The sequence below is a fragment of the Williamsia sp. 1135 genome, assembly GCF_002095395.1.
Classification (GTDB): domain Bacteria; phylum Actinomycetota; class Actinomycetes; order Mycobacteriales; family Mycobacteriaceae; genus Williamsia.
In genome coordinates this window covers 1-22,296 of the sequence record NZ_MJEI01000073.1, presented here as the reverse complement: position 1 = coordinate 22,296, position 22,296 = coordinate 1, and the positions used below count along the sequence as shown (strand labels likewise).

Here is a 22,296-nt window from a genome sequence, read left to right as displayed (position 1 = left end):
TCATCGGCGTCAGCAGTACGCGCCTTACGCCGACTGTACGAGCCAATTCTTATCAGCAGTCTTGATACGGCCGTCGGATTGTCGTTTCGCCGCTCTATCCGATGCCCTGCCGTCAGTAGAATCTTTGCGACCAGCGGCAGAACGATTGCGAGAATCAGGTAGCGGTACAGGTATTTTCGTGCCAACAGCGGGATCATGGTTCTCCTTGTTCTCGTCTCACGGGTAAGGAGAGAGGAGGTGGTGGCCGATACCGGCCACCACCCCACCCCTCGCAACTTGAGTGGCAGCCGAACTCAGTCGGTGAGCTTGCTCTTCACGTTCGACGCCGCATCGGAGATGTTGTCGCCGACCTGCTTGGTCTTGCCCTTGCCCTGGTCGGCTGCGCCCTCGGCCCGGAGGTCGTCATTGCCGGTCGCCTCGCCGATCTTCTCCTTCGCCTTGCCCGCAACCTCTTCGGCCTTGTGCTTTGCCTTGTCGATGAAGTCAGCCATTGTTCTCTCCTCCTATTACTCGCGCCGAACCCCATTGCCCGGTCGCGCCTTACATGAGTTGAGACGGGTCAGAGCACGGAAGTTGCACGCAGAAGTGAGCCAGAACACGATGTGTTAGCGTCGGTGACATGACACCACTGAAAGGCGCATGAGCCGCCCACGCACGATGCAGCCGGACGCGCTTCTGAAAGCGAATGTCTGACCCGATCGACCCCACCGGGGCGTCGTATGCTCGGCGACGCAGGCGCAGGCGGCGTCGGCAGAGCACCACAATCACCTACTTGAACCGGTGGCGAGACCAAGTCGAGTTCCTGGAACGTAGAGAGCGAACCGGGAACTACGTCCGTGTCGATATCCGAAGTCTCCTGCTCGCAGGCACTCCGCAGCCGCAATATTGCGACCATCCGGACTGTGTCATCTCTTCGTTGGGAAGCGAACCACGCGCCCAACTCGAGAAATACATACATCGCAAGGGCCGCAATGCCCACAGACTTCGCATGGCGGTCACCAGGCTCGACGACCGCTTTCGTGATGTGACGGTTCCGACTGACGCGCCGCGAACTCTGCAGTGGTGGCACCGGCGGGAGCCATGGGCATGAGCCGCAGTCTCCGCCGAATGGAGCACGCAGGTTGGAAGACTCGGTGTTCGCCCGGCTGGCGGAGGCGGTCGCAGTTCGTTCAGGCGAACGGAATGCTCACGTCCACCCGAGCACCCTCGTGTCCCGACGTGAAGGAAACTGTGCCGCCCAGCTGTTCGCTGCGCTCTCGGATCGATTGCAGACCGGTCCCCGGTCTCCAGGTACCGGTTGATCGTCCCTCATCTCTCACGACGATGACGAAATTGCGGTCGACCACGTCGAGCGTGACCGTGGCAGAGGCAGATCCGGAGTGGCGGGCAACATTCGTGACGGCTTCCACGACGATCCGGAAGGCAGCGACCTCGACTGCGGCTGGCAGTGGTGGAAGTTGTTCCGGCGCAGTCACCATCACCGTCAGGGTTTCACCATCGGCGGTTCTCAGCTGCGTCAGGCGCTGCTTCATCGCACCCACCAGCCCCATCTCGTCGAGGGCCGGTGGCCGTAACCCTTCGACCAACCGCCGGATCTCGACGATGGCGCCGGCGGTCTCGGAGCGCACGGTGTCGAGCAGGCGAATGGTTTCCGCGGGGTCGGTGGCGGCATGGTTACGAGCGGCATCGGTGTTGAATGCGACACCGGTGAGGATCGGGCCCAGACTGTCGTGAAGATCGCGGCGGAGGCGGCGGCGTTCCTCCTCCAGCGCCGTCAGTACCTGCCCGCGCGACTCGCGTAGGTCGGCGGTGAGATTCACACCTTGCAGCGCCCTAGCGAGTGGCGCCGCCACCAGTTGCAGCACCGAACGAACTTGTGGGTGCAGGCGTCTCGAATCGGCCGGTATGCCGACAACCAGCTTGCCGACCTCCTCACCGTCCGCTGCCAGCATCACCACGAGATCATCTGTGCCACCGGACCCAGCGATGGCGATGCGGTGTTCGTTGTCCCACAATTCGATTCGTGGGACTCCGATCGCATCTCGAAGGTTGAGCACCCAGTTTGCCGGTCCGCCCGCGGCCGAAAGCTGTTCCCCGAGTCCGGAAAGGGTGTGGACGGCATCACCCCGACTTCCGAACAGGACTTCGTCCACGACACCTCGCAGGCGGGACGCCACCGGCCCGAACGCAGCCGCCACAACGAAGGCGATCAGCGCCCCGGTGGCGCGGGACGTGGGGGTCCCGGATGAGTTCTCGATGAGTACGGTAGCTGCCGAGAAGACTGCGACGGTGAGTTCGAACATGGCCAGATACAGCACTATCCAGCTGATGACGAGCCGGATATCGACCACGTCGGGCACCGTCATCCCGAGTGCCAGCAATGGAGGAACTGTCGGTGCGATGACCGCCGCGAGTACCAGGAACACCTGCCCATCAGGGGAATCCGCGAAGAACAACATGTGTCCGAGCAGCAGCACCGCAGTGGCCGACACGGTCACCAGCCAGAGCATGCAGCGTCGGTCCCGGCCGACAGACCTTTCTGTTCGCCACCACACCAGGGCGATCAGCACCGTCGTAGTGAGCAATGCACCGCTCCACAGCAGCGGCACCCATCGGGTTCCGAGCAGAGTCACGACGGTCGCAACCCCCACAAGCACCATCGCGGTTTTCGATGCCAGCGACGTGTCGGGACGTGGATAATTCGCCAGCGTCAGAGGAGCCACTCCTGCCAGTGCAGCGGCGATCAACAGCCGCCCCGCTTCTTCCGTTGCCGACCCACCGGTCAACAGCACGCCGACACCGAGCACACCACCAAATACGACGAACCCGAGGGCGACAAGCGGAGAACCCGGGTCGTCATCGCCGTGCCGCCGGATCCACACGAGCATGCAGATCCCGCTGACAACAGCCGTGACCGCAACGGCGAACCCACCGACCTCGACTATCACGGTTCCCCGGATGCAGTCCGTCCGAGCCCGTTGTCACGCGCCAACACGATGGCTTCGGCTCGGGTGGCGACTCGCAGTTTGGCGAAGATCGCTGAAATGTGGTTGCTGACGGTCTTGTTCGCAACCTCGAACGACCGGGCGATCGCCGCGTTACCGTCACCGCGCGCGATGCGGTCGAGTATCTGCAACTCGCGCGGAGTCAATTGCGGAAACGCTGCGGCAGGAACGCGTTTGGTTCCCACGGCGGCATCGAGTAGTTGTTTGGCGATCGATGGGCCGAACACGGTTTCACCCACGGCAGCGGCGTGTAGCGCGTGTTCGATCTCGTCCTGCCCTGCACCCTTGAGCAGATAACCTCGGGCACCGGCCTCGAGAGCCGCCAATACGGTCGCCTGATCCTCGAACATCGTCAGCACGAGAACCGCGGTGTTCGGCAGCGCGGAACATATTCTGCGCGTCGCCTCGATGCCGTCGCCACCGGGCATGTGAACATCCATGATCACCACATCGGGCTTCAACAGATGGGCTTCGCGCAAGGCGGACTCGCCGGAATCGGCCTCACCGCACACCTCGATGCCATCCAGGGACGACAGCAGGGCTCGAATCCCGCTGCGGACCACCGGATGGTCATCAACCACCAGAACCGAGACCATGGGACGAGTCTGACCCCATCGGACCCCTTCCACCAGGTGTTCGTCCCCCTTCGACCAAGGCGATTGCCCGGCCACCTGGGTGCCTACCCCCATGACCGCACGGCGCCGGCGGCCCATTCTGTTCTCATCACTTCACTTCACACGGAACGGACGACCACGATGGACGCTGCAACAGAGTCGGGCACGTTGAACAAGAAGGTCAAGATCGGACTGGTACTTGCGCTCATCATCGGCGTGCTCGACATCGCCGGACTTGCAATGCCCACTCCCGAGGGCGCTGCCGCGGGGCCACCGTTTGCCGTTCTGGTGTTCTCCGGAGTGATGGGAGTCGCGACGATCGTCCTGGCCGTCATCGCGTTGAGGAAGCGAAATCGCAATGCAGTCCGCGGAGTGGTGATCACCCGATTCCTCTCGGCGTTGTCAGCCGTGCCCGCGTTCTTCGTCTCCGGCGTCCCCGGGTCCGTCGTTGTACTGGTCGCCGTTTTCATCGTGCTGACTGTGGTCACGATCGCGCTGGTGATGAGCAAGCCGTTCCTGGTCGAGCGCAGCGAGAACGTCGGATCGGTGCAGCCGGCCTGACGGATGGCCAGTCGCCAACTTGTTCGCCGCCGCCCTCAGTTGTCTTACGAGGGCGGCATCACGCGCCACCGATCCGGGTCACGTCCGGCGATGGCCACTGTCCGGTCCAGCAGCGACAGCGTTTCATCGGCGGCGACCGGTTCGCCCCAGAGTTCCGGCAGTGGTGCCTCGGCCAGGAACCCCTCCACATGGTCGTGGCAGGCGAGCACCACTGATTCCGGCGGGACGAACCCTCGATTGGTCGCGACTGCGAGGTCCCAGCCGTGCACGATCACCTCTGTCATCGCGATCTTCCCCCACGTCTCGTTCGGCACTCCAGGCCGGCCAAGTCCGAATCGCCGTCCCAGACCCGGGGCTCCGCCCACGCGTTTGCCAGGTCACGGACGTGCTCGGCGACCTTGCTGCGCGACGCGTCGTCATCGACCGCCATCGCCGCAGGGCTCGAGGTCTCACCGCCCGCGGCAGCGGTGAACCCGGTGGCGCCTTCGTCGATGTGCATCAACAGGTCGGACACGGTGTAGCTCTCGCAGGGCGTGGCGCGCGCCAGGTCGTTGTCGTCCACCTGCTCGATGAGATCGGCCAATGCGTCGGATGCCGCTCTGAAGTCGATCATCTGTTTCCTCCCGGTCGGCTGGTACCTGCAGATTCAGACCGCGGCGCTGCCCAGAAGTCATCGGTAGGCCGCTATCGTGTTCAATCCACCACATTCGTCCCCGTAGCGAGCAGTTGAGGGCACACTCACTGCCCTCGGGCGTCCCTCTCGGGGCCGATTGGGGTGCACACTCACTCGAGAACAGGGGTTTCATGCAGTTCGGATCGACCAACCTCTTGCGAACAGTTCCTACCGAACACATCGACGAGGCCGTGGCGTTCTACGCAGCGAGACCTTCCGGGCGCGGTCCGGGCAATCTCGATGAGCTCCGCGAGGCTCGCGCTCGGCGGGTGGTCCACGCCACCGATGCGGCGGTTGTCGAAGAGATCGTCGAGGCGGATGGCCGACAGGTACCGGTGCGCATCATCCGACCTATCGCTGCGGCGACGCGAGGCGTCCACCTGGACATCCACGGCGGCGGTTTCTACATGGATTCCGCGGCACGCAGCGACATCCGAAACCAGGAGCTGGCCGACGCACTCGGGGTCGCGGTGGTCAGTGTCGACTACCGACTCGCCCCCGAAGACCCCTGGCCCGCGGCGCCGGATGATTGCGAGACCGCGGCGCTGTGGCTGACCGACAATGCCGCGCGTTTCTTCGGCACTTCACGGCTGACGATCGGTGGGTTCTCGGCAGGGGCGACGTTGGCGATGACCACCCTGCTGAGACTTCGCGACAAAGGTATTCGCAGCTTTGCGGGCGCGGCTCTCCAGTTCGGAACCTACGACCTGAGTGGCCAGACGCCGGCAGGCCGCCTGATTAGCGACGAGTACTTCCTGGACGCGTACGCCGGTCACGTGGCGGACCGCACGCTTCCCGACGTCTCCCCCATCTACGGGGACCTACGAGATCTGCCGCCGCTCTTGCTGGTGGTGGGGGTAAGGGACGTCCTGCTCGAGGACAACATGGCGATGGCGTCGCGGCTCGCGGCGGCCGGAGTGGACGTCGACCTGCGCATCTACCCGGCGTCGCCGCATGGATTCACCCTCCACCCCACTGCCATTGCCGCGACAGCGCGCGAAGACATCGAGTCCTGGTTGCTGAACAGCATCGCTAGGTGAACGACCGCTAGGCCAGCGCCGCCGCCAGCATGTGCATCGCAGCCGTGGTCGACAGTGACCGCACACTGGCGCGGTCGCCAGGTAGCCGCAAGGTGCGCGTGAGAGTTGGCCGGTCGTTCATTGCGATCCCGAAGCAGACGGTACCGACCGGTTTGAGCTCGGTGCCACCGCCGGGTCCGGCGACGCCGGTGGTGGACACCGCGATATCCACGCCCACGCGACTGCGCACCCCCTCGGCCATAGAAGCTGCGACCTGTTCGCTGACTGCACCGTGTTCGGAGATCATCCCCGCGGGGACGCCGAGGAGGTCGGATTTCACCTCATTGGAGTACGACACCACCCCGCCGATGACGTACGCCGACGAACCGGCCCGGTCGGTGAGGCGGGCGGCGATCATTCCACCGGTGCACGATTCGGCGGTCGCGATCCGGAGACCGGACAGGCGCGTTGCCACGATGTCGTCGATGGTCGATCCGTCGGTCGAAAAGATCTGTCTGCCATGATATTCGGCGACCTGCGCTGACAGCTTCGCGTATGCGGCGTCCGCGGAATCGGGATACCGGGTCACCATCTCGAGTTCGCCGAGGCGCAGGCAGGTCGTGATCTCGAGTTCGCCGTATCCCGGAACCTCGACCTCTGCGGTCCGCAACGTCGCGGCGAGATCGGCTTCGGACAGACCGTAGGCGCGGATCGTCGACTGCCGAACCGCGGACCGACCTGCCAATGCGTTTGCTACAGCGGCGGATTCGAGAGCCTCCGGCCACATCTCCTGAAGCTCCCGAGGCGGCCCCGGCAGGATCAGGATCGCCGGCAGCGGGCCGGTAGCCGGTATCGCGACGCCCGGTGCGGTGCCCGTGGGCGCAATCGATTGGGCACCGTCTGGAACCAGGGCCTGTTTACGGATGCCGGCGTTCAAAGGCTCCGAATCGACCGCGGTACTCATCCGGCTGCGCCATCGCTGCACGATCGCGTCGATGCGTTGCTCGAGTTCGACGTCGAGCTGCAGTTCACGTCCGCACAGGGCAGCGACGGTGGCCACGGTGAGGTCGTCGGCAGTCGGGCCCAGGCCTCCCGTCGTGACGATGAGATCCACGCGCTGATCGGCCAGGAACTGCAACTGGGCGGTCAGGTCGTCCGGCCGATCGCCGCACACGGTGATGTGCGCGACGTCGACACCCATCTCGAGGAGTTGCCGAGCGACCCACGGACCGTTCTGATCGGTGACCCGACCGCTGAGAACTTCGGTTCCCGTGACCACCACACCCGCACGCACTGCCATTGCATCGACCTTAGTGGTGAGCCACCGTTGCCGCGACGACGCCGTCGAAAGAGCCGGTTGTCACTACTTCTCGATCCAGGCCCCATGCAACCCCGCAGGTACCCGGATCGGCAGATCGATGGTTGCGATGGGTCCGTCTTCTGGGCTGTCTGCGGTCAGGAGATAGAACCGCGACCGCAAGTCTTCGGGGTCGGTTCCGATGGCACCCCAATAATCATGGTCGGCGCCGGGGATGTAGATCGGTTCACCGATCGCAACACCCGGGCTCCACGACACCTCAGCACTCTTCGCGACATCGTGGAACCACAGGCTCTCTTGGAAACCGGTGTCGGAGTCGGACTTGCCGACCGTGGCGACCCGCTGGTGATCACGGGTGAGCAACCGGTCGTCGACCCGAGGAAAGTCGATGTCCCTGCGCTCGCTGACCCGGTTGCGGGTGATGGTTCCCGCGGTCGGGTCGATGGCGGCGCGCATCAATCCCGACTCGTTCGGGACCGATGTCGCGGCGAACCCGCCGGGGAAGGTCCACTCCACGTAGTCGACCGTGACCGTTCCATCCGCATTGTCGAAGGCATTGGCGAAGTGCCACACCCAGAACGGTTCCGTGTGGACCCATCGCACAGCAGAACCGTCGCGCGGGATCAGGGCGATCCGGGTGCCGTCGTCGGGCCGCCACGACAACAGCGATCCCCCGGCCATGACGGCCGCGATGTCGAAGATCAGTGGGCACACGAACAGCACGACATACTTCTCGGTCAGCGCCATGTCGTGGATCATCACGGGGGCGTCGAGACCGTCGATGGCGGTGGGCGGACGCAGCGACGAACCGTCCGCTGCGACGACCGACCAGGTGAGGTACGGCGCCTCGAAAATGTAGTTGAACAACACCATCTCGCCGGTGCGTGGATCGATCTTCGGATGCGCGGTGCTGCCCACCCGCATCGCGCCGTCGCAGTCCTCGGCGCCCAGCGTCGCCAGCGTGCGGGGGTCGAGCAGGTAGGGCTTGTCCGACTCGGCCATTGCCATCAGGCGACCGGCGTGCCGGACGATGTTGATGTCGGGCAGTGCCCGGGTGGTTCCGGCGAGTTCTTCTCCGACAACGCTCGCCGGTGGGGTGTAGCCATCGGTGATGCCCGACCAGATCGCCTCGCCGCGTTCTTCTTCCAACTCCACCATGGGAGTCCGCACGAATCGGTTGCTGTAGGAGGCACGACCGCCCTCCAGCGTGACCCTGTGCACCATGCCGTCGCCGTCGAGCGGGAACACGAACGACCCGATCGGGTCGAAGCGCGGATTCGGGCCGTTACGCAGGTAGCTGCCGCTCAGATCGGCGGGGATCTCGCCGGTCACCGGGAGATCTATCGCATCCGTCTCATCGCGCTGCGGGGCGAACACCCCGGTCAGATGAACATTGCCGGGGTCGATCGGGGCGGGTCGATTGGGGTCGGTGGTGACGGTCATCGGGACGTTCCTTCGTCGAATGGGTTGTGGACGATGACTCGCGTCTGTGACCGAAAAAGCGTAGGAACATCCATCAGATGACGGATGCTCCTACGCCTGTTCACAGCGGGGGTGACTTTTACGCGGGCTGGGTGCCGGCGCCGGCCGGCCGGGAGTCGGCGATGGCGCGGGTGCGCTTGATGGCGAAGACGATCAATGCGATGGGGACGACCCAGTTCAGCACGATGTTGGCCGGGTGCGATCCGGCGAGATCCTGCGAGGAGGTGATGGCGCCGGCAATGATGTGGGAGACGGCGATGGCGAAGATGACACCGGCCCACATCAGGCTGATCTGCTTGTTCTTCGCGCGGAAAATCGGTGAGTCCCAAAGGCTTTTGTCGACGCTCTCGCGGGCGTACTGCTCCGTGAACGGAATCGTGAATGCCGAAATTGCCATGATCGCGGCGAGGACGAATGTCGAACCACCACGGCCGAAGTTGACCAGGTTCTCATCGACCGCGTGGTCTCCGACGAGGCCGATCGCAGCGATGATTCCGAATGTCACGACGCCGGCGACGTCCAGGATTTTCCAGCCGCTACGCATGGTCTCGTACACGGTGAGAACCAGAGCGATGACGAACGCGAGAATTGCTGCGAGTGCAACGTGGTCGGCACCGAAGCGCTCGGCGACCACCGAGAAGACGATCCAGGGGGCAAAACCGAGCAACATTGATTTGGCGTTCATGGAGTCCTCTAGTTCTGTCCAGTAGTAGCGATATTTAACCTTGAGAAGGGTTGGCAGCGCAATAAATAGCGGGATTAAAGTTACTGGCCAAAACAATCACCAAACTTATGGTCACGAACGGGTGCGCCGGCGAAATCTGCTCCGGTTCTGTCGATCTGCTCCGTTTCCAACGCTCTGGAAGCGGAGCAGATCGCTGAAAGTGGAGCGCATTTCGCAATGGGTCGAGCGGAGCAACTCGGATTCGCCTTCATGAACAGAAGGCGACCAGAGTGCAGACATATGCGTCAGTGAGTCGGTTCTGCGTCCGGGTCGGGGGTGACGTGGCGCCCGGCCAGGTCGTGTAGCTCGCGGAAGACTCTCTTCGACGACTCGGCCCACGGCATCAGGATCGGGAAGACGTGGAACATCCCGGCCTCTTCCATGGCGTGCACGGGCACCCCGGCCTTGCCGAGGTTTTCCGCGAACTCGCGGATCCCGTCACGGAACATCTCATCGGCACCCCAGCACACAAAGGTGGGCGGGAACCATTCCGGATCTGCCATCGAGTGGACCGCCGACACCCGCTCATCGTTGGGCTGGACCCCCGCCAGATACGGTGCGGCAGGCAGGCTCCAGGGCAGGATGTCGGACTGTGCGTTCAAGGTGATCGACGGGTGGTTGAAGTCGAGGTCGACCTCGGGCGAGAACAGCGCCACCGCGGCGGGCTTGGGCAGGTCGTGATCGTGCAGGTACTTGATCAGCGAGGTCGCGAGACCGCCGCCACCCGAGTCACCGGCGACCACGAGGTGGTCCGCGTCGACGTCGCGGTCGAGCAGACCCCGGTACACGTCCGCGGCGTCGTGGACGCCCGCGGGAAACGGGAACTCGGGGGCCATCCGATAGTCGGCGATGAAAACCTCGTACCCGGTGATCTTCACCAGCTTCGCCGCGAATGCGGAGTACATGATCGGCGACGTTCCGATGTATCCGCCGCCGTGCAGATAGAGGATTGTCGCGCCGATCGTCTGCTTGTCGTCGCAGTCCTCGACGTGGGCATCGGAGCTGGCCTTCGCCCGGCACCAAATCCCCTCCACACCCCCGATCGTGTCGTCGGTGATCTCCACATCGTCGGTCAATCCGATGAACGGCGGCATCACCACCCGGCAGATATCGTCGAGAATGCGCTCCATCGACCGGAACTCTTCGATCGGCAGTCCCATCGAGTACCCCATGAAGGAACGGATGGTCTGACGGGTCACCGACTGCCCGACGTTGTCCAGCAGACCTGCCGGGCCCTCCCACGGCCGACGGAACGGCACCCTCGCGAGTCCGTTCAGCATGCTCTCCGCCAAACCGAACACGGTCAGCGCCGTCACCGGCGCGGATGCGGTCTGCACCTCGGGACGATCAGCCATAACCATGGTGACCATCCTAAGGGCGGCCACCGCTCACAGCAGGATCGCGCTGCTCCTGTCCCTCGACGATCGCCCCGCTCGAGTCGCAGCCGGGGGGTCAGCGTCGACGGAGCGTCGAGTCGAGAAGCGACGGCGGTGTGTCGAACTTTTCATCCGGAGCGAGATCAAGTCCTGGAGCGACGATCTCGTCGATCGCATCGAGCACATCGGCCGACAGCACCGTGTCGGCGGCGGCGAGTTGCGAGTGCAGGTGATCGACGGTTCGCGGTCCGATGATGGCGCTGGTGACGCCAGGATGCGCGGTGACGAATCCTAGGGCGAGCTGGATCAAGGTGAGCCCGGCGCCTTCGGCGACGGCAACCAGCTTCTCGACGGCGTCCATCTTCGCGCGGTTGGACGCAATGGCGGTGTCGAAGCGCTGCGGCATCAATCCTGAACGGCTGGTGGTCATCTCCCGCCCTTCGCGGATTGCACCCGAGAGCCAACCCGACGCCAACGGACTCCACACCAGTACGCCCAGTCCATACTGTTCGGTCACCGGCAAGACATGGGATTCGATGCCGCGCTGCAGGATCGAATAGGGCGGTTGCTCGGTCACGTACCTGCCCAGGTGGTGTCCACGGGCCGCCCATTGGCCCTCGACGATGCGATGAGCCGGGTAGGTCGAGGAACCGAAGTACCGGATCTTTCCTGCTCGCTGCATATCGGTGAGGGCCGACAAGGTCTCTTCGTCACTGGTGTTCGGATCCCAGCGATGTATTTGGTAGAGATCCACGTGGTCGACGGCGAGCCGTCGCAGGCTGTTCTCCAGTTCCGCGACGATCCACCGTCGTGAACTGCCCCGATGATTGCGCTCGTCCCCCATCGGGTTGAATACCTTGGTCGCGAGCACCACATCGTCGCGGCGGCCGGCGATGGCCTTGCCGACCATCTCCTCGGACTCGCCCTGGCTGTACATGTCAGCCGTGTCGATGACATTGATGCCCGCATCGAGAGCGGCGTCGACAATCGCTGTGGCGTCGTCCTGCGTGGTGCGACCGATGGCGCCGAAGTTCATGGCGCCGAGCGCGAGCGTGCTGACCTGAACGCCCGTACGTCCCAGAGTTCGAAATTTCATGGTGATCCTCCTGGCAGATGATCGGATGCCCCACTGGTCCTGGCGTGCGTGGTCTGACATCCTGGGTAAGCGGAACTGCGTTCCGATAACCAACATACGGAACAATGTTCCGCTTGCCAAGTGAGAGGGATCAGGGGCTCGAAATGGCAGACGACGAGTCGGTGCCGTCGGCGCCGCGCAAGCGAGCCGATGCGCGCCGCAATCAAGCGACACTGCTGGACGCGGCGGCCGCGGCTTTCGTCGAGTCAGGGGTCGACGCCCCCGTGCGAGACATCGCCACCAGGGCGCGCGTGGGTGTCGGAACGATCTACCGACACTTCCCGACCCGCGCCGATCTCATCGTCGCCGTCTATCGCCACCAGGTCGAAGCCTGCGCGGAGGCGGGACCAGCCCTCCTCGCGAACAGTGCCACCCCTCATGCCGCGCTACGGGCGTGGATCGACCTCTTCGTCGACTTCCTGGTCACCAAGCACGGCCTCGCCGAAGCCATGCAGTCGCCGGACGCCGGCTTCGAGACACTGCACGCCTACTTCCTCGACCGACTGGTACCCGTGTGCGCCGCCCTGCTCGACGCGTGCGTCGCGGCGGGCGAGATCCACTCCGACCTCGACGCCATCCAACTGATGCGCGGCGTCGGCAACCTCTGCATCGGCGCCGACAACCCCGGCTACGACGCGCGCCGTCTGGTGGGGGTCCTCATCGCGGGGCTTCGTGCGCAGGCCGACCTCGTGTAGTTCGTTGATGTGAACTTCCCGCTGGGGCAGGCCGTGGCCACTGGCTTCGTGGATAGAGTTCCTCATGCAATTCGTGCGGCGAGCGGTCTTGTCGGTCTCGGTGGCTGCGGTGGTCGCGACTTCGCTGTCCGGGTGCGGTGGTGGGAACGGCGATCCAGGCGAGTTCAACTGGTCACGCAGTGCCGCGGCGACGACGGATGCAAACACCGCCATCCCGACGTTCACCAGAACGACCCCGCCGTCAGCGGCCCGGTCGTGCTCGGCCGTGCCGACAACCAGTACGCCATCGGCTACGGCACCGAGCGGCCGGAGCTGGTGTCGTTGAACTCTCTGTGCGGCAACACGATTTCTGATATCACGTGGACGTCGTGGGGAGGAGAGACCGCCACGGGTACAGGGAATGTGTGCGCACCTCCAGGTGATCCGACGAGCGGCGGACCGACGCAGTTGACCGCGACAGATCTCGGCGACTGCTACGGCGTACAGGCATATCGTCGACTCATCCTCGCGTCCGGAGGGTCCTTCGACACCTGCTCATGAATCTGATCAGGTCGGCGTGAGCATCGGAACCAAGAATTGCCTGGCCACCGATTCGAGCACGCTGTCGTCGTCGAGATCCACAGCCCGGCTCGGGATCGTCAGGAACGACGCCGCGACCCGCACCATCATCTCGCCGACGAGGTCGGTGTCGAGGGTGGCTGCGACGGTGCCCGCCTGCTGCTCACGCCTGAGCTGACCGGCGACGAACTGTGAGACGGCACCGAGCATTCGGCCTTCGTCACCGATCATGGAGCCCGCGAGCAGGGTCGGTTCCGCGTACATCAGTCCGCCGATGAGCGGATTGCCACGGAATGCGCGCAGGGAACTCACGAAACCCAGCACCACCCGGTCGGCCGCCGACTTCGCGTCCCGGATGTCCGCCAGGAACCGGTCGAAGTAGCGACGGAACTCCCTCAGGATCACCTGTTCGACCAGCGCGTCCTTGGTCGCGAAGCGCCGGTAGACCGTGATCCGGGACATCCCGGCACGCTTCGCCACGTCCTCCATCGACGATCGCTGGATACCCATGCGGCAGAACTGCTCGTACGCCGCATCGAGAAGCCGGGTGCGGGTCTGATCGTTGTCGTCGGCGCGTTCCACAGCATCGGTGAACGCGCGTTCGAGCAGCGACTGCGGATCCGGCTCAGCAGACTTCACGAGCTCCTCCTGACGGCAAGTGGTCGATGCCCGATCGCCTGAGCCTATGCCAGCCGGACGAGAATCACCCCGGTAGCGGGATCACGATCGGCCCGAGGCCCGGAACGGTGATCGTCGCGGGCGGCGGCGCGGCACGTCGTGGCGGTAGCGGTGCCTGTCCGTTGCTGACGGAGATCGTGACCGTACTGCCCGGTATCGCCGAACCGTTCGGTGTGGACGAGACGACCGTGCCCGATGCCTGGCCGCTGCCGACACTGACCTGATTCACCCTGAAACCCTCGGCTTCGAGCCGCGCCGTCGCCTCACCTGCGGACAGCCCGACCACCGACGGGACCGCCTTGCCGCCGACCCCGGCCACGTATGCGGGATCCCGCGGCGGGAGTGCCGTCGGTCCGAACTTGTCGGCGACCGGCAGCATGGCACTGAACCATGTCCGAGCCGGTTCGTTGCCGCCGTAGAGGTTTCCGTACCCGCACTGACGCAGCGGCCCCGAACACAGTTCGGAGATCGTCGACGAATCGTTGTAGACATAGGTCGCACCGGCAAGATTGTTGGTGAACCCGAGGAACGCCGACGAGCGGTTGGCCTCGGTGGTCCCGGTCTTGCCCGACATCGGCAGGCTCCACCCCGTCGAGCCGGCGGCACCGGCAGCCGTGCCTGCACCGCGATCGTCCTCACTCATCGCATTCGCGAGGGTGTTGGCCAGGCCGGGCTCCACCACCCGCTCGCAGGCAGGTCGTTCCAGCGCCACCTCCACGACGCCGGGCCTGCCGTCGGCCTCGAGCACCCGGTTGCCGTTGCTGTCCCGCTTCGGCTGGGTGATCGACGCGATCGGATTCGGTGGACACCAGACCCCACCTGAGGCCAATGTTGCTGCAACGTTGGACAACTCCAGGGCATCGACCGCCGTCGGGCCGAGCGTGAACGACCCGAGATTGTTCTCTTTGATGTAGTCGGCGAGGCTCTGCTCACCAAATCCCGACGTCCCGGGGTTGGTGTACGACCGCAGTCCCAACCGGACCGCCATGTCGACCGTCGGCCCGACCCCGACATCCTGCAACAACTTCACGAACGCCGTGTTGGGCGACTGGGCCAGGGCATTCGTGACGGACATGCTGCCCGGATAATTGCCGTCGTTACGCACGCAGTACGTGTTCGCCGGGCAACCGTTGACGCCACCGCTGCTGCCCATCCCCCTGGCCTGGAACGTCGACGGCACCTGCAGCGACGACCCCGCCCCGAGGCCGCGCTCCATCGCGGCCGCGACGGTGAAGATCTTGAACACCGACCCGGCGCCGTTGCCGACCATCGAATAGGGCTGGGGCTGCATCGTCTGCCCGATGTCGCGGTTGAGTCCGTAGTCGCGGCTCGACGTCATCGCGAGGATGTCGTGCGATTCGGTGCCTGGCCGAATCACGTTCATCACGTTGGCGACACCGGTCAGGTCGGGCGATGCGTACGTACGGACCGCGTTGTGGGTGGCTTCCTGCACCTGCGGATCGAGGGTGGTGCGGATCAAGTAGCCGCCGCGCGCGATCTGATCTCGACTGATCCCGTTCTCCGCCAGGAACTGCAGGGCGTAGTCACAGAAGAAACCAGCATCGCCGGCGGAGATACAGCCCTGGTCCAGCGAACGTGGTGACGGCAGCACGCCGAGCGGGGTGTCCTTGGCGGCAACGTACTCGTCGGCGCGCTCGGGAAAGTTCGCAATCATGGTGTCGAGCACTATATTTCGCCGCTCCAGCACTCCCTCGGGGTTCGTGTAGGGGTTCAGCGCCGAGCTGGACTGCACCATGCCGGCGAGCATTGCCGCTTCGGGGACCGTGAGGTCCTTGGCGGGCTTGCCGAAGTAGGTACCGGCAGCGGCTTCGATGCCGTAGGCACCGTTGCCGAACGGCACCAGGTTCAGGTAGCGGGTGACGATGGCCTTCTTGGCCTCTTGCTTTGCCGACTCCGCATCGAGGTTCTTCTCATTCATCGCCTGGGCGGTCAGCGACTGCTCCAACGTCCGGGCCATCCGGATCTCTCGCAGTTTGCGGGCCGCGGTCGTCTCCGTCGCGGATCGACGTTCGGCGTCGGTGCGCGCGAGGACGAGCAGTTGGTAGTTCTTCACGTACTGCTGATCCAGGGTCGAGGCGCCCTGCTGTACTTCTCCCGACGCCTGATTGGTCACCAGCGCGCGAATCGTTCCCCGCCAGTCCACCCCGTCGTGTTCGAGGAATCGTCGATCTTCGACGGAGATGATCGCGCGGATCATCTCCGGAGAGATGTCGTTGTATCCGACCTGGAATCGCCTCTGGTCGTACAGAAATGCGATCGGGTCTCCGTTGACATCGGTCATCGTGGTGACCTCGGGGACTTGTCCGCCCACCAATTCCGATTCGACGTTGTCGACGGCGCTCGCGGCTCGGCTCGACACAAAGCCCACTCCTCCGACCAGAGGGAACAGCAAACCGGCTACGAGAATGCCGGCCAGTAAGCAGCACCCGAGCAACATCGACAGAGACCTGGACTTCGACACGGATTCCACATTACGGACAAATCGGACTACACACCGTTCTCGATGGCGGCCGTGAACCGGGCCGCGCTCCGCTCAGCGCAGACCCGGAGCCACCTCGAGAGCGAGGGACAGAGTGTCCTTGATCATCGCCATCGCGGCACCGGTCGGACTGCTCTGACCACCGGTGACGGTCACCGGACCGAACTCGCCGCAATCGAAGATCACGGCTTTCTCGGGTCCGTTGAGCGCTCCGAGCGGGCTCTCTCGGGTCACCGCCCGGATCGACACCGTCACCAGATCCGGGATGTCGAGGTCGGCGACCGCCACCTGGCGTAGCCGCTGACCACGTCCTTTCGCCCGCACAGCGGCCGATCTGATGGCGGGGGTGATCGGCTCGAGAATCGTCTCGGCGGCACCCGGATCCCGCGACCAGAGCAGGCCGGTCAAAATCTGGATCTTCGTCGCCACGTCTCGTCCCGAGAGATCGGCGGCAGGGTCACCTTCAGCGATGCCGGCGCGCCGGGCCGCCTCCACCGCATCGCCCAGAGAGTCACCGTCTGAAAGTCGATCGAGGACGAAAGTGGCGGTTCCGTTGACACATCCGCTCACCGACGTCACGTGGATACCGTTGCTCAGCGACCGGGCCACATCGGCGGCGGGCAGCATCGCACCGGTGGTCCCGGAGAGTTTCACCGCGCGACCGGTCTCCCGAGACGCCGCATCCAGGGCGCGCCAGCCGTGCAGCAACGTCGTCTTGGTGGCCGTCACGAGGTGCGCGCCGCTCCGGAGAGCACAGACACCATCCGCGACCGCTTCGGCCGCACCGGCATCGTCCGACGGCACCGCCTGCACCACAACCCGCGCCTCGACCCTGGCGATCAACTCGTCCAGCGCAGTCGGTGCGCTCCACTCCGACCGCGGCGGGATCGTGTCTTCGGTGATCTCCGTCTGCGCGCGATGAGTTCGCACCCCGGCCACCGTGAGATCGACGCCGAATCGGGAACGATATTCAGCGCGATGAGAAATGATCTGGCCGATATAGGCGCGCGCGACCGCCCCATAGCCGAGAACCACAACGGGTAGCACCAGCATCGTGTCGCAGCCTCTCGCGTGCGCCGACGTCACATCTGAATATTTGACCGAAGTCTAATGCGAATCAATTCGAATCATCGACGATCTTCCAGCGGAAGCAATTCCTGGGCGAATTGCTCGAGAAACGCGCGACGAGAAGGTACCGGCGCAATCGGGCGGACCACGAACTTGGTGAGCCCGACGTCGACGAAGGCGCGGACCTGGGTGCGGGCCTGCTCCCACCCGCGACAGATGAGCACGTTCGGGTCGAGGATGTCCTTGCGTCGGCCGGCCGCCCTGGCCACGAGATCGTCGATGACCGCCTCATCCGTGCCGTCCGGCGCAACGATGATGTTGGTGCCGTAGTGATCGGCCTCGACCTCGCGCCCCGCCCCGGCGGCGGTCGCCTCGATCTGCTCGCGGCACCGCTGAGCTTCGGCGGGGGTGATGAAGCTGCCGAGCCAGCCGTCACCGAGGCGCCCGATCCGGTCCGTGCTCACCGGCAGCCTGCCCCCTAGCCACAGGTCGAGAGGCTTGGCGGGAAGGGGTCCAACCGAGGCCTCCTGTAAGTGGAAGAACTCACCGTGATGGGTGACAACCGGTTCGGTCAGCAACGCCCGGACCACTTTGATCGCCTCTTCGAACAGCTCACCTCGCCGCCCTGCCGGCGCCGGGTACATCGTGCGATCTCCGCGCGTCGCGGGCTGCACCCCGAACGCGGGCAACACCCGGCCGGGTGCCAGCGCGGCCAGGCCGGCGAGTTGCGCTGCGACCAGTGCGGGGTTGCGCCCGGGCAACACCAGGACGCCGGTGCCCAGCTTGAGTTTCTCGGTCCGGCCCGCCGCGTATGCGAGACCGATCAGCGGGTCGGCGTGATCCGGTGACGACACCTGATCGGAGAGCCACACCGAGTCGATGCCGAGTGATTCGAGGTCGTCGACCAGCTCAGCGAGCCCGGCACCCTGCGGTGGCCCCTCGGTCGGTATCAGCCCGACCCCGATGCGTACTTTCATGCTCATCCAGCAAGGTTACGAGGTCGACGGACCTTCCCGGCGTCGGAGCGCACCGGCTTGTCCTGCAGCCGGATGCGTCTGGGTACACGCAGTTCGTCCAGGCGTCGCGCGGCGAAGGCGCGGAGCGAGTCGGCCTCGACCGCGACGCCTGCGACGTCCACGACCGCTTCGACCACACATCCGAGCTGCTCGTCAGGGACGCCGAAAGCGATTGCCCCACGAACCAGGGGATGTTCTTCGAGCACCCGCTCCACCTCGGCCGGATAAATGTGGACGCCCGCGCTGACGATCCGGTCGGCGACGCGGTCGATGATCGTGAGATGGCCCTGCGCATCGAGAAAGCCCGCGTCACCGAGCGAATCCCAGCCATCGGTCGTCCGGCGCGACGGGCGGCCCAGGTACGAATACGTGGGGCGCGGCCCTCGCCGCAGCCAGACCTCTCCCACCTCGCCCGCGTCCGCTACAGATCCATCACCGCGCACGACGCGTAGTTCGGTGCCGCCGATCGGCCGTCCGACGCTACCCGGACGTTCCAGCCACTCGTCTCCGCGAATCATGGTGAGCCCGTTGGATTCACCGCCTGCGTACACCTCGACCACGCGGTGCGGGCCGAGCCAGTCGATCAGACCTCGCTTGTCCGCGGGCGGACACGGCGATCCCAGGTGCAGGACCGTCTCGAGCGAACTGACATCCGCGGCCAGACGTTCGGGCGCCGGAACGCGGAGTAGCCGATGAATCATCGTGGGTGAGAGCAGCGTCCAGCTCACCCGGTGGCTCGCTATCGAGGCCAGAACCCGTCGTTCGTCGAATCCCGGCAGGATGATCAGCCGGTGTCCGGTGAGCAACCCACGAAATGCGTAGGTGAACGATGCGGAGTGCCAGATCGGCCCACTCACCAGCTGCACCGCCTCCGGCGGCAGGAACGCTGCCACCGGCCGTTCGGGGTCGAGCAGCGCGGGCGCGGCCGCCCGGATCACCGCGGGAACACCCGTACTGCCCGACGACGTCGGCGCCTTCCAGCAGGACGCCCAACTGTCGGGGAGTTCGGCGTCCGACAATCCGGGGTCCGGGGCGAAACCTGTCTCGACCCAGTAGATCTGCGGATGAACCGGTCGTACACCGACACTCAGTGCCGGACGGGCGAGCTCTTCGATCTTGCCGCGCTCGGAGTCGTCCAGCGTGGGCGATGTCGGCATCGGAGTGGCGCCCGCCTTCCAGATCGCAGCGCACACGATGACGAACTCCGCAGAATTGGGCAGAGCCACCGCCACCAGGTCGTCCCGGCGGACCCCCAGTTCGAGATAGCTCCTCGCGAGGCGGTTGCTCTGCCGGTCGAGATCGGCCGCGGTCAACACCTCATCGTCGGCGACGACGACCACGGCATCCGGGTCGGCCCGGGCCCGCGCGGTGATCAGCCGAGAGAACGAATACTCGGCCACGGTCAGGGAGTGGTCGCGAGCGTGGCACCATCGGTGGCCTCGCGGCCGGCCGAACCCGGAGCCACCCGATCGATGATCGATGCAGCGATATGGGCTGCGTCACGGTCGATTCCGTGGAACCGACCCGACCCCCAGGTGTACATCCACGGCAACCCGATGAACGCCAGGCCCGGCACCGAGGTGACTCCCCTGGTCTGCATGGGGCGCCCACCGCCGTCGAAGACACTTGCCTCGATCCACCGGTAGTCGGGGCGATATCCGATTGCCCAGACGATGCTGGTGACCCCGGCTGCCGCCAGGTCCAGCGAGGTCGGCTCCTCGGACGGCTCCCACACCGGCCTATAGCGAGTGGCCGGCGGCGCGTCGATACCCTCGCGCTCGATGTGACGATCGATGTCACCGCAGATCGAGTTGTACGTCGCATCCGCCGAGTCGAGCGACTCACGCAGCGTCGGGGCGAACTCGAGCCGGCTGTCGCGGCCGTCCTCGAGCAGACCGTAGAGGTGCATGCCCTGCGTCGCGAACTCGCGCAGATCGATGTCGCGGCCACCATCACGGCCGGTCACATAGTGGTTGGTCTTCTCCCGCGCGGCCTGTCCGCCGGGGTACTCCTGTACCCCGACGTCGTAGAGCCCCATATCGGCGAGCCAGGTCATGCAGTCGCGGCCACGGTAGAAGCGACCGACCCGAGGGGCCTTGCCCATCGCCAGGTGGACCGTGCGGCCCGCGAGGTGGAGGTCTTCGGCGATCTGTGCACCGGATTGCCCGGTGCCGACCACCATGACGGCGCCGTCCGGCAGTTGGTCGGCGTTCTTGTATTCCTCGGAATGTATCTGTGTCGCAGCCGGATCGAGGGTGCGCGCAAAGACCGGGATCACAGGCAGCGGGTACCCGCCGGTCGCGATCACCACGTCGTCGGCGGTGAGAATCTCTTCATTGCCGCCCGACTGCAGGGTCAACTCGAAGCCGCCACCGGCGCCTTGGCGCAGCCTGGTCACGCGGGTGTGCTCCCGCAATGGCGGTTCGAAGGTGTCGAGCCAGCCCTCGAGCCAGGCGACCACTTCGTCTCGCTTCATGAAGCCGTCGGGATCGTCACCGGCGTAGCTGTATCCGGGAAGACGGCAGTGCCAGTTCGGGGTGACGAGTGTGAAGTTGTCCCAGCGGGTATCGGTCCAGGCGTGGACGGCCGTCTTGGCTTCGATGACGAGGTGCTCGATGTCCTGACGACCGAGGTACCAGCTGACCGAGAGACCGGCCTGCCCTCCCCCGATGATCGCGACGGGGACGTGTGTGCGCTCAGGCATGGGCCAACCCCCGCCAGGTCGCAGTGCCGGCCTCGTCGAGTTCGGTCACCTTCCCGTAGACGTCGGGGCGCCGATCACGCAGATGGAACATGCCGCCGCGCATCTCGGAGAACTTTGCGGCGATGTCGACCTCGGCGACGGCCATACCGCTGCCGAGCAATGTGGTGGCCAGGATGTTGCCACCGGGATCGACAACCTTGGCGTTACCAACGTATTTCAGCGACCCGAAGGTGCCGGACTGGTTGGCGGCCACCCAGAACACCTGGTTGTCGAGAGCCCGTGCGATGTCGAACTGGTTGAACCGGTACGTCCAGCGGTCTTCCTGCAGGTTCTCGGCGGTCGCGGTGCGGGCGGCGGGCCACGCCGACAGGCTCGCGATGATCTCGGCGCCATCGAGTGCCATCAGGCGTGCAGCCTCGGGAAACGCCTTGTCGTAGCAGATCTGCAGACCGATGCGGCCCACCGGCGTCTCGAAGACCGGGTAGGCCGACCCGGCTGAATACGACATGTGCTCGCCGAGCGGTTGGTGCACCTTCCGGTATGTTCCGTAGATCTGGTTGCCGTCGAGCAATGCTGCTGCGTTGTAACGGGTCTCGCCGTCCTCGGCAAGTTCGCAAAAACCGATGGCGGTGACCATGTCACCGACGATGCTCTGCACCCGTTTGAGTTCGGGGCCGTCGACCGAGATCGCCGGCGGTAGTGAGCGGTTGGTGGTCTTGACGGTGTCCCCGTGGTTGCCGAGCGACGAGAGGTACCCGCCGATGGCGGCTTCAGGCAGTGCCAGGAAGTCGACGCCGCGCTCCCCGGCTTCGTCTACAAGTGTTTCGATGAGTGCGTAGTTCTGATCGAGATCTCGGGTGAAGTTGGCTGAAACCGCTGCCAGAGTTGTCATGTCGTGATCCTCAGACCATGTAGGTGGAGTTGATGATGGCGCCCTTGCGGGCGTAGTGGATGAGCGCGTCCTGCACATCGAGCGGGTGGGCGGGGATGACGCCTTCGATGAGGTCTTCTTCGCGGCCGCCGTGCAGGGCGAGTCCGAATCGGCAGCAGTAGACGGTGCCGCCTTCGGCGATAAACGTCGCGAGCGAGTCGTTGATGTTCTGCTCACCCGGGAAGCCCGAGTCACCGGTGGTCGGGAATCCGCGGGTGGCCAGGCAGTTGATCGCGCCC

22 protein-coding genes are annotated in these 22,296 nt (G+C 65.1%); 4 read left to right on the top strand and 18 right to left on the bottom strand.

What is annotated here, in order from left to right; all coding sequences use genetic code 11:
* Positions 1 to 293: 293 nt before the first annotated feature.
* From BFL43_RS06430 to BFL43_RS06420, 3 genes are all read right to left on the bottom strand, one after another.
* Positions 294 to 491: a CsbD family protein gene (locus BFL43_RS06430; protein ID WP_084834410.1), complete on the bottom strand. Its 198-nt coding sequence runs from the start codon at positions 489 to 491 to the stop codon at positions 294 to 296.
* Positions 492 to 1,169: 678 nt separating this feature from the next.
* On the bottom strand, positions 1,170 to 2,948 hold the full coding sequence (locus BFL43_RS06425) for a histidine kinase (protein ID WP_084891757.1): 1,779 nt from the start codon (positions 2,946 to 2,948) through the stop codon (positions 1,170 to 1,172).
* Positions 2,945 to 3,601: a response regulator transcription factor gene (locus BFL43_RS06420; protein WP_084891756.1), complete on the bottom strand. Its 657-nt coding sequence runs from the start codon at positions 3,599 to 3,601 to the stop codon at positions 2,945 to 2,947. Before BFL43_RS06420 ends, BFL43_RS06425 begins: the two co-directional genes overlap by 4 nt.
* A 159-nt stretch (positions 3,602 to 3,760) precedes the next feature.
* Between BFL43_RS06420 and BFL43_RS06415 the strand changes: the two genes are divergently transcribed.
* The gene (locus BFL43_RS06415) at positions 3,761 to 4,180 is read left to right on the top strand and encodes a hypothetical protein (protein ID WP_084891755.1); all 420 of its coding nucleotides are present in this window, start codon (positions 3,761 to 3,763) and stop codon (positions 4,178 to 4,180) included.
* 44 nt (positions 4,181 to 4,224) lie between these two features.
* Here BFL43_RS06415 and BFL43_RS06410 read toward each other — a convergent pair whose 3' ends face one another.
* The gene (locus tag BFL43_RS06410; protein WP_143695142.1) at positions 4,225 to 4,464 is read right to left on the bottom strand and encodes a hypothetical protein; all 240 of its coding nucleotides are present in this window, start codon (positions 4,462 to 4,464) and stop codon (positions 4,225 to 4,227) included.
* Entirely contained in the window at positions 4,461 to 4,793 is a 333-nt protein-coding gene (locus BFL43_RS06405; RefSeq protein ID WP_084891753.1) for a maleylpyruvate isomerase N-terminal domain-containing protein, read from the bottom strand. Before BFL43_RS06405 ends, BFL43_RS06410 begins: the two co-directional genes overlap by 4 nt.
* Positions 4,794 to 4,984: 191 nt before the next feature.
* Between BFL43_RS06405 and BFL43_RS06400 the strand changes: the two genes are divergently transcribed.
* Positions 4,985 to 5,893, top strand: a complete 909-nt coding sequence (locus tag BFL43_RS06400; protein WP_084891752.1) for an alpha/beta hydrolase — start codon at positions 4,985 to 4,987, stop codon at positions 5,891 to 5,893.
* Positions 5,894 to 5,900: 7 nt separating this feature from the next.
* Here BFL43_RS06400 and BFL43_RS06395 read toward each other — a convergent pair whose 3' ends face one another.
* From BFL43_RS06395 to BFL43_RS06375, 5 genes are all read right to left on the bottom strand, one after another.
* Positions 5,901 to 7,172, bottom strand: coding sequence for a competence/damage-inducible protein A (locus tag BFL43_RS06395; protein WP_084891751.1), 1,272 nt, complete (start codon positions 7,170 to 7,172; stop codon positions 5,901 to 5,903).
* A 63-nt stretch (positions 7,173 to 7,235) separates the two neighbouring features.
* The gene (locus BFL43_RS06390; protein ID WP_084891750.1) at positions 7,236 to 8,633 is read right to left on the bottom strand and encodes a carotenoid oxygenase family protein; all 1,398 of its coding nucleotides are present in this window, start codon (positions 8,631 to 8,633) and stop codon (positions 7,236 to 7,238) included.
* A 118-nt stretch (positions 8,634 to 8,751) separates the two neighbouring features.
* The gene (locus BFL43_RS06385) at positions 8,752 to 9,357 is read right to left on the bottom strand and encodes a hypothetical protein (protein ID WP_084891749.1); all 606 of its coding nucleotides are present in this window, start codon (positions 9,355 to 9,357) and stop codon (positions 8,752 to 8,754) included.
* Between the two features lie 284 nt (positions 9,358 to 9,641).
* Positions 9,642 to 10,757, bottom strand: a complete 1,116-nt coding sequence (locus tag BFL43_RS06380; protein ID WP_084891791.1) for an alpha/beta hydrolase — start codon at positions 10,755 to 10,757, stop codon at positions 9,642 to 9,644.
* Between the two features lie 91 nt (positions 10,758 to 10,848).
* A complete protein-coding gene (locus BFL43_RS06375) occupies positions 10,849 to 11,868 on the bottom strand; it encodes an aldo/keto reductase (protein ID WP_084891748.1) in 1,020 nt (339 codons plus the stop codon).
* Positions 11,869 to 12,011: 143 nt separating this feature from the next.
* On the opposite strand from BFL43_RS06375, the gene BFL43_RS06370 reads away from it, so the two are divergent.
* Both BFL43_RS06370 and BFL43_RS06365 read left to right on the top strand, forming a co-directional pair.
* Entirely contained in the window at positions 12,012 to 12,602 is a 591-nt protein-coding gene (locus tag BFL43_RS06370) for a TetR/AcrR family transcriptional regulator (RefSeq protein ID WP_084891747.1), read from the top strand.
* 48 nt (positions 12,603 to 12,650) lie between these two features.
* Complete coding sequence (locus BFL43_RS06365; RefSeq protein ID WP_143695141.1) at positions 12,651 to 13,142, top strand: hypothetical protein; 492 nt, start codon at positions 12,651 to 12,653, stop codon at positions 13,140 to 13,142.
* A gap of 6 nt (positions 13,143 to 13,148) precedes the next feature.
* On the opposite strand, the gene BFL43_RS06360 is transcribed toward BFL43_RS06365, so the two are convergent.
* The 8 genes from BFL43_RS06360 to BFL43_RS06325 form a co-directional block, all read right to left on the bottom strand.
* Positions 13,149 to 13,799: a TetR/AcrR family transcriptional regulator gene (locus tag BFL43_RS06360; RefSeq protein ID WP_240498103.1), complete on the bottom strand. Its 651-nt coding sequence runs from the start codon at positions 13,797 to 13,799 to the stop codon at positions 13,149 to 13,151.
* Positions 13,800 to 13,863: 64 nt separating this feature from the next.
* Positions 13,864 to 16,296 carry a penicillin-binding protein gene (locus tag BFL43_RS06355; protein WP_084891789.1) on the bottom strand — a complete coding sequence of 811 codons (2,433 nt, stop codon included), beginning with the start codon at positions 16,294 to 16,296 and terminating at the stop codon, positions 13,864 to 13,866.
* A 96-nt stretch (positions 16,297 to 16,392) separates the two neighbouring features.
* Complete coding sequence (locus tag BFL43_RS06350; protein WP_084891745.1) at positions 16,393 to 17,391, bottom strand: hypothetical protein; 999 nt, start codon at positions 17,389 to 17,391, stop codon at positions 16,393 to 16,395.
* Between the two features lie 74 nt (positions 17,392 to 17,465).
* On the bottom strand, positions 17,466 to 18,389 hold the full coding sequence (locus BFL43_RS06345; RefSeq protein ID WP_240498102.1) for a TIGR03854 family LLM class F420-dependent oxidoreductase: 924 nt from the start codon (positions 18,387 to 18,389) through the stop codon (positions 17,466 to 17,468).
* Positions 18,386 to 19,822: an AMP-binding protein gene (locus BFL43_RS06340; RefSeq protein ID WP_084891743.1), complete on the bottom strand. Its 1,437-nt coding sequence runs from the start codon at positions 19,820 to 19,822 to the stop codon at positions 18,386 to 18,388. Before BFL43_RS06340 ends, BFL43_RS06345 begins: the two co-directional genes overlap by 4 nt.
* Before the next feature lie 2 nt (positions 19,823 to 19,824).
* Positions 19,825 to 21,126, bottom strand: a complete 1,302-nt coding sequence (locus tag BFL43_RS06335; RefSeq protein ID WP_084891742.1) for an MSMEG_0569 family flavin-dependent oxidoreductase — start codon at positions 21,124 to 21,126, stop codon at positions 19,825 to 19,827.
* On the bottom strand, positions 21,119 to 22,018 hold the full coding sequence (locus BFL43_RS06330; RefSeq protein WP_084891741.1) for a carbon-nitrogen hydrolase family protein: 900 nt from the start codon (positions 22,016 to 22,018) through the stop codon (positions 21,119 to 21,121). Before BFL43_RS06330 ends, BFL43_RS06335 begins: the two co-directional genes overlap by 8 nt.
* 10 nt (positions 22,019 to 22,028) lie before the next feature.
* Positions 22,029 to 22,296: MSMEG_0572/Sll0783 family nitrogen starvation response protein (locus tag BFL43_RS06325; protein ID WP_143695140.1), on the bottom strand; the 268-nt coding region annotated here is incomplete at its 5' end.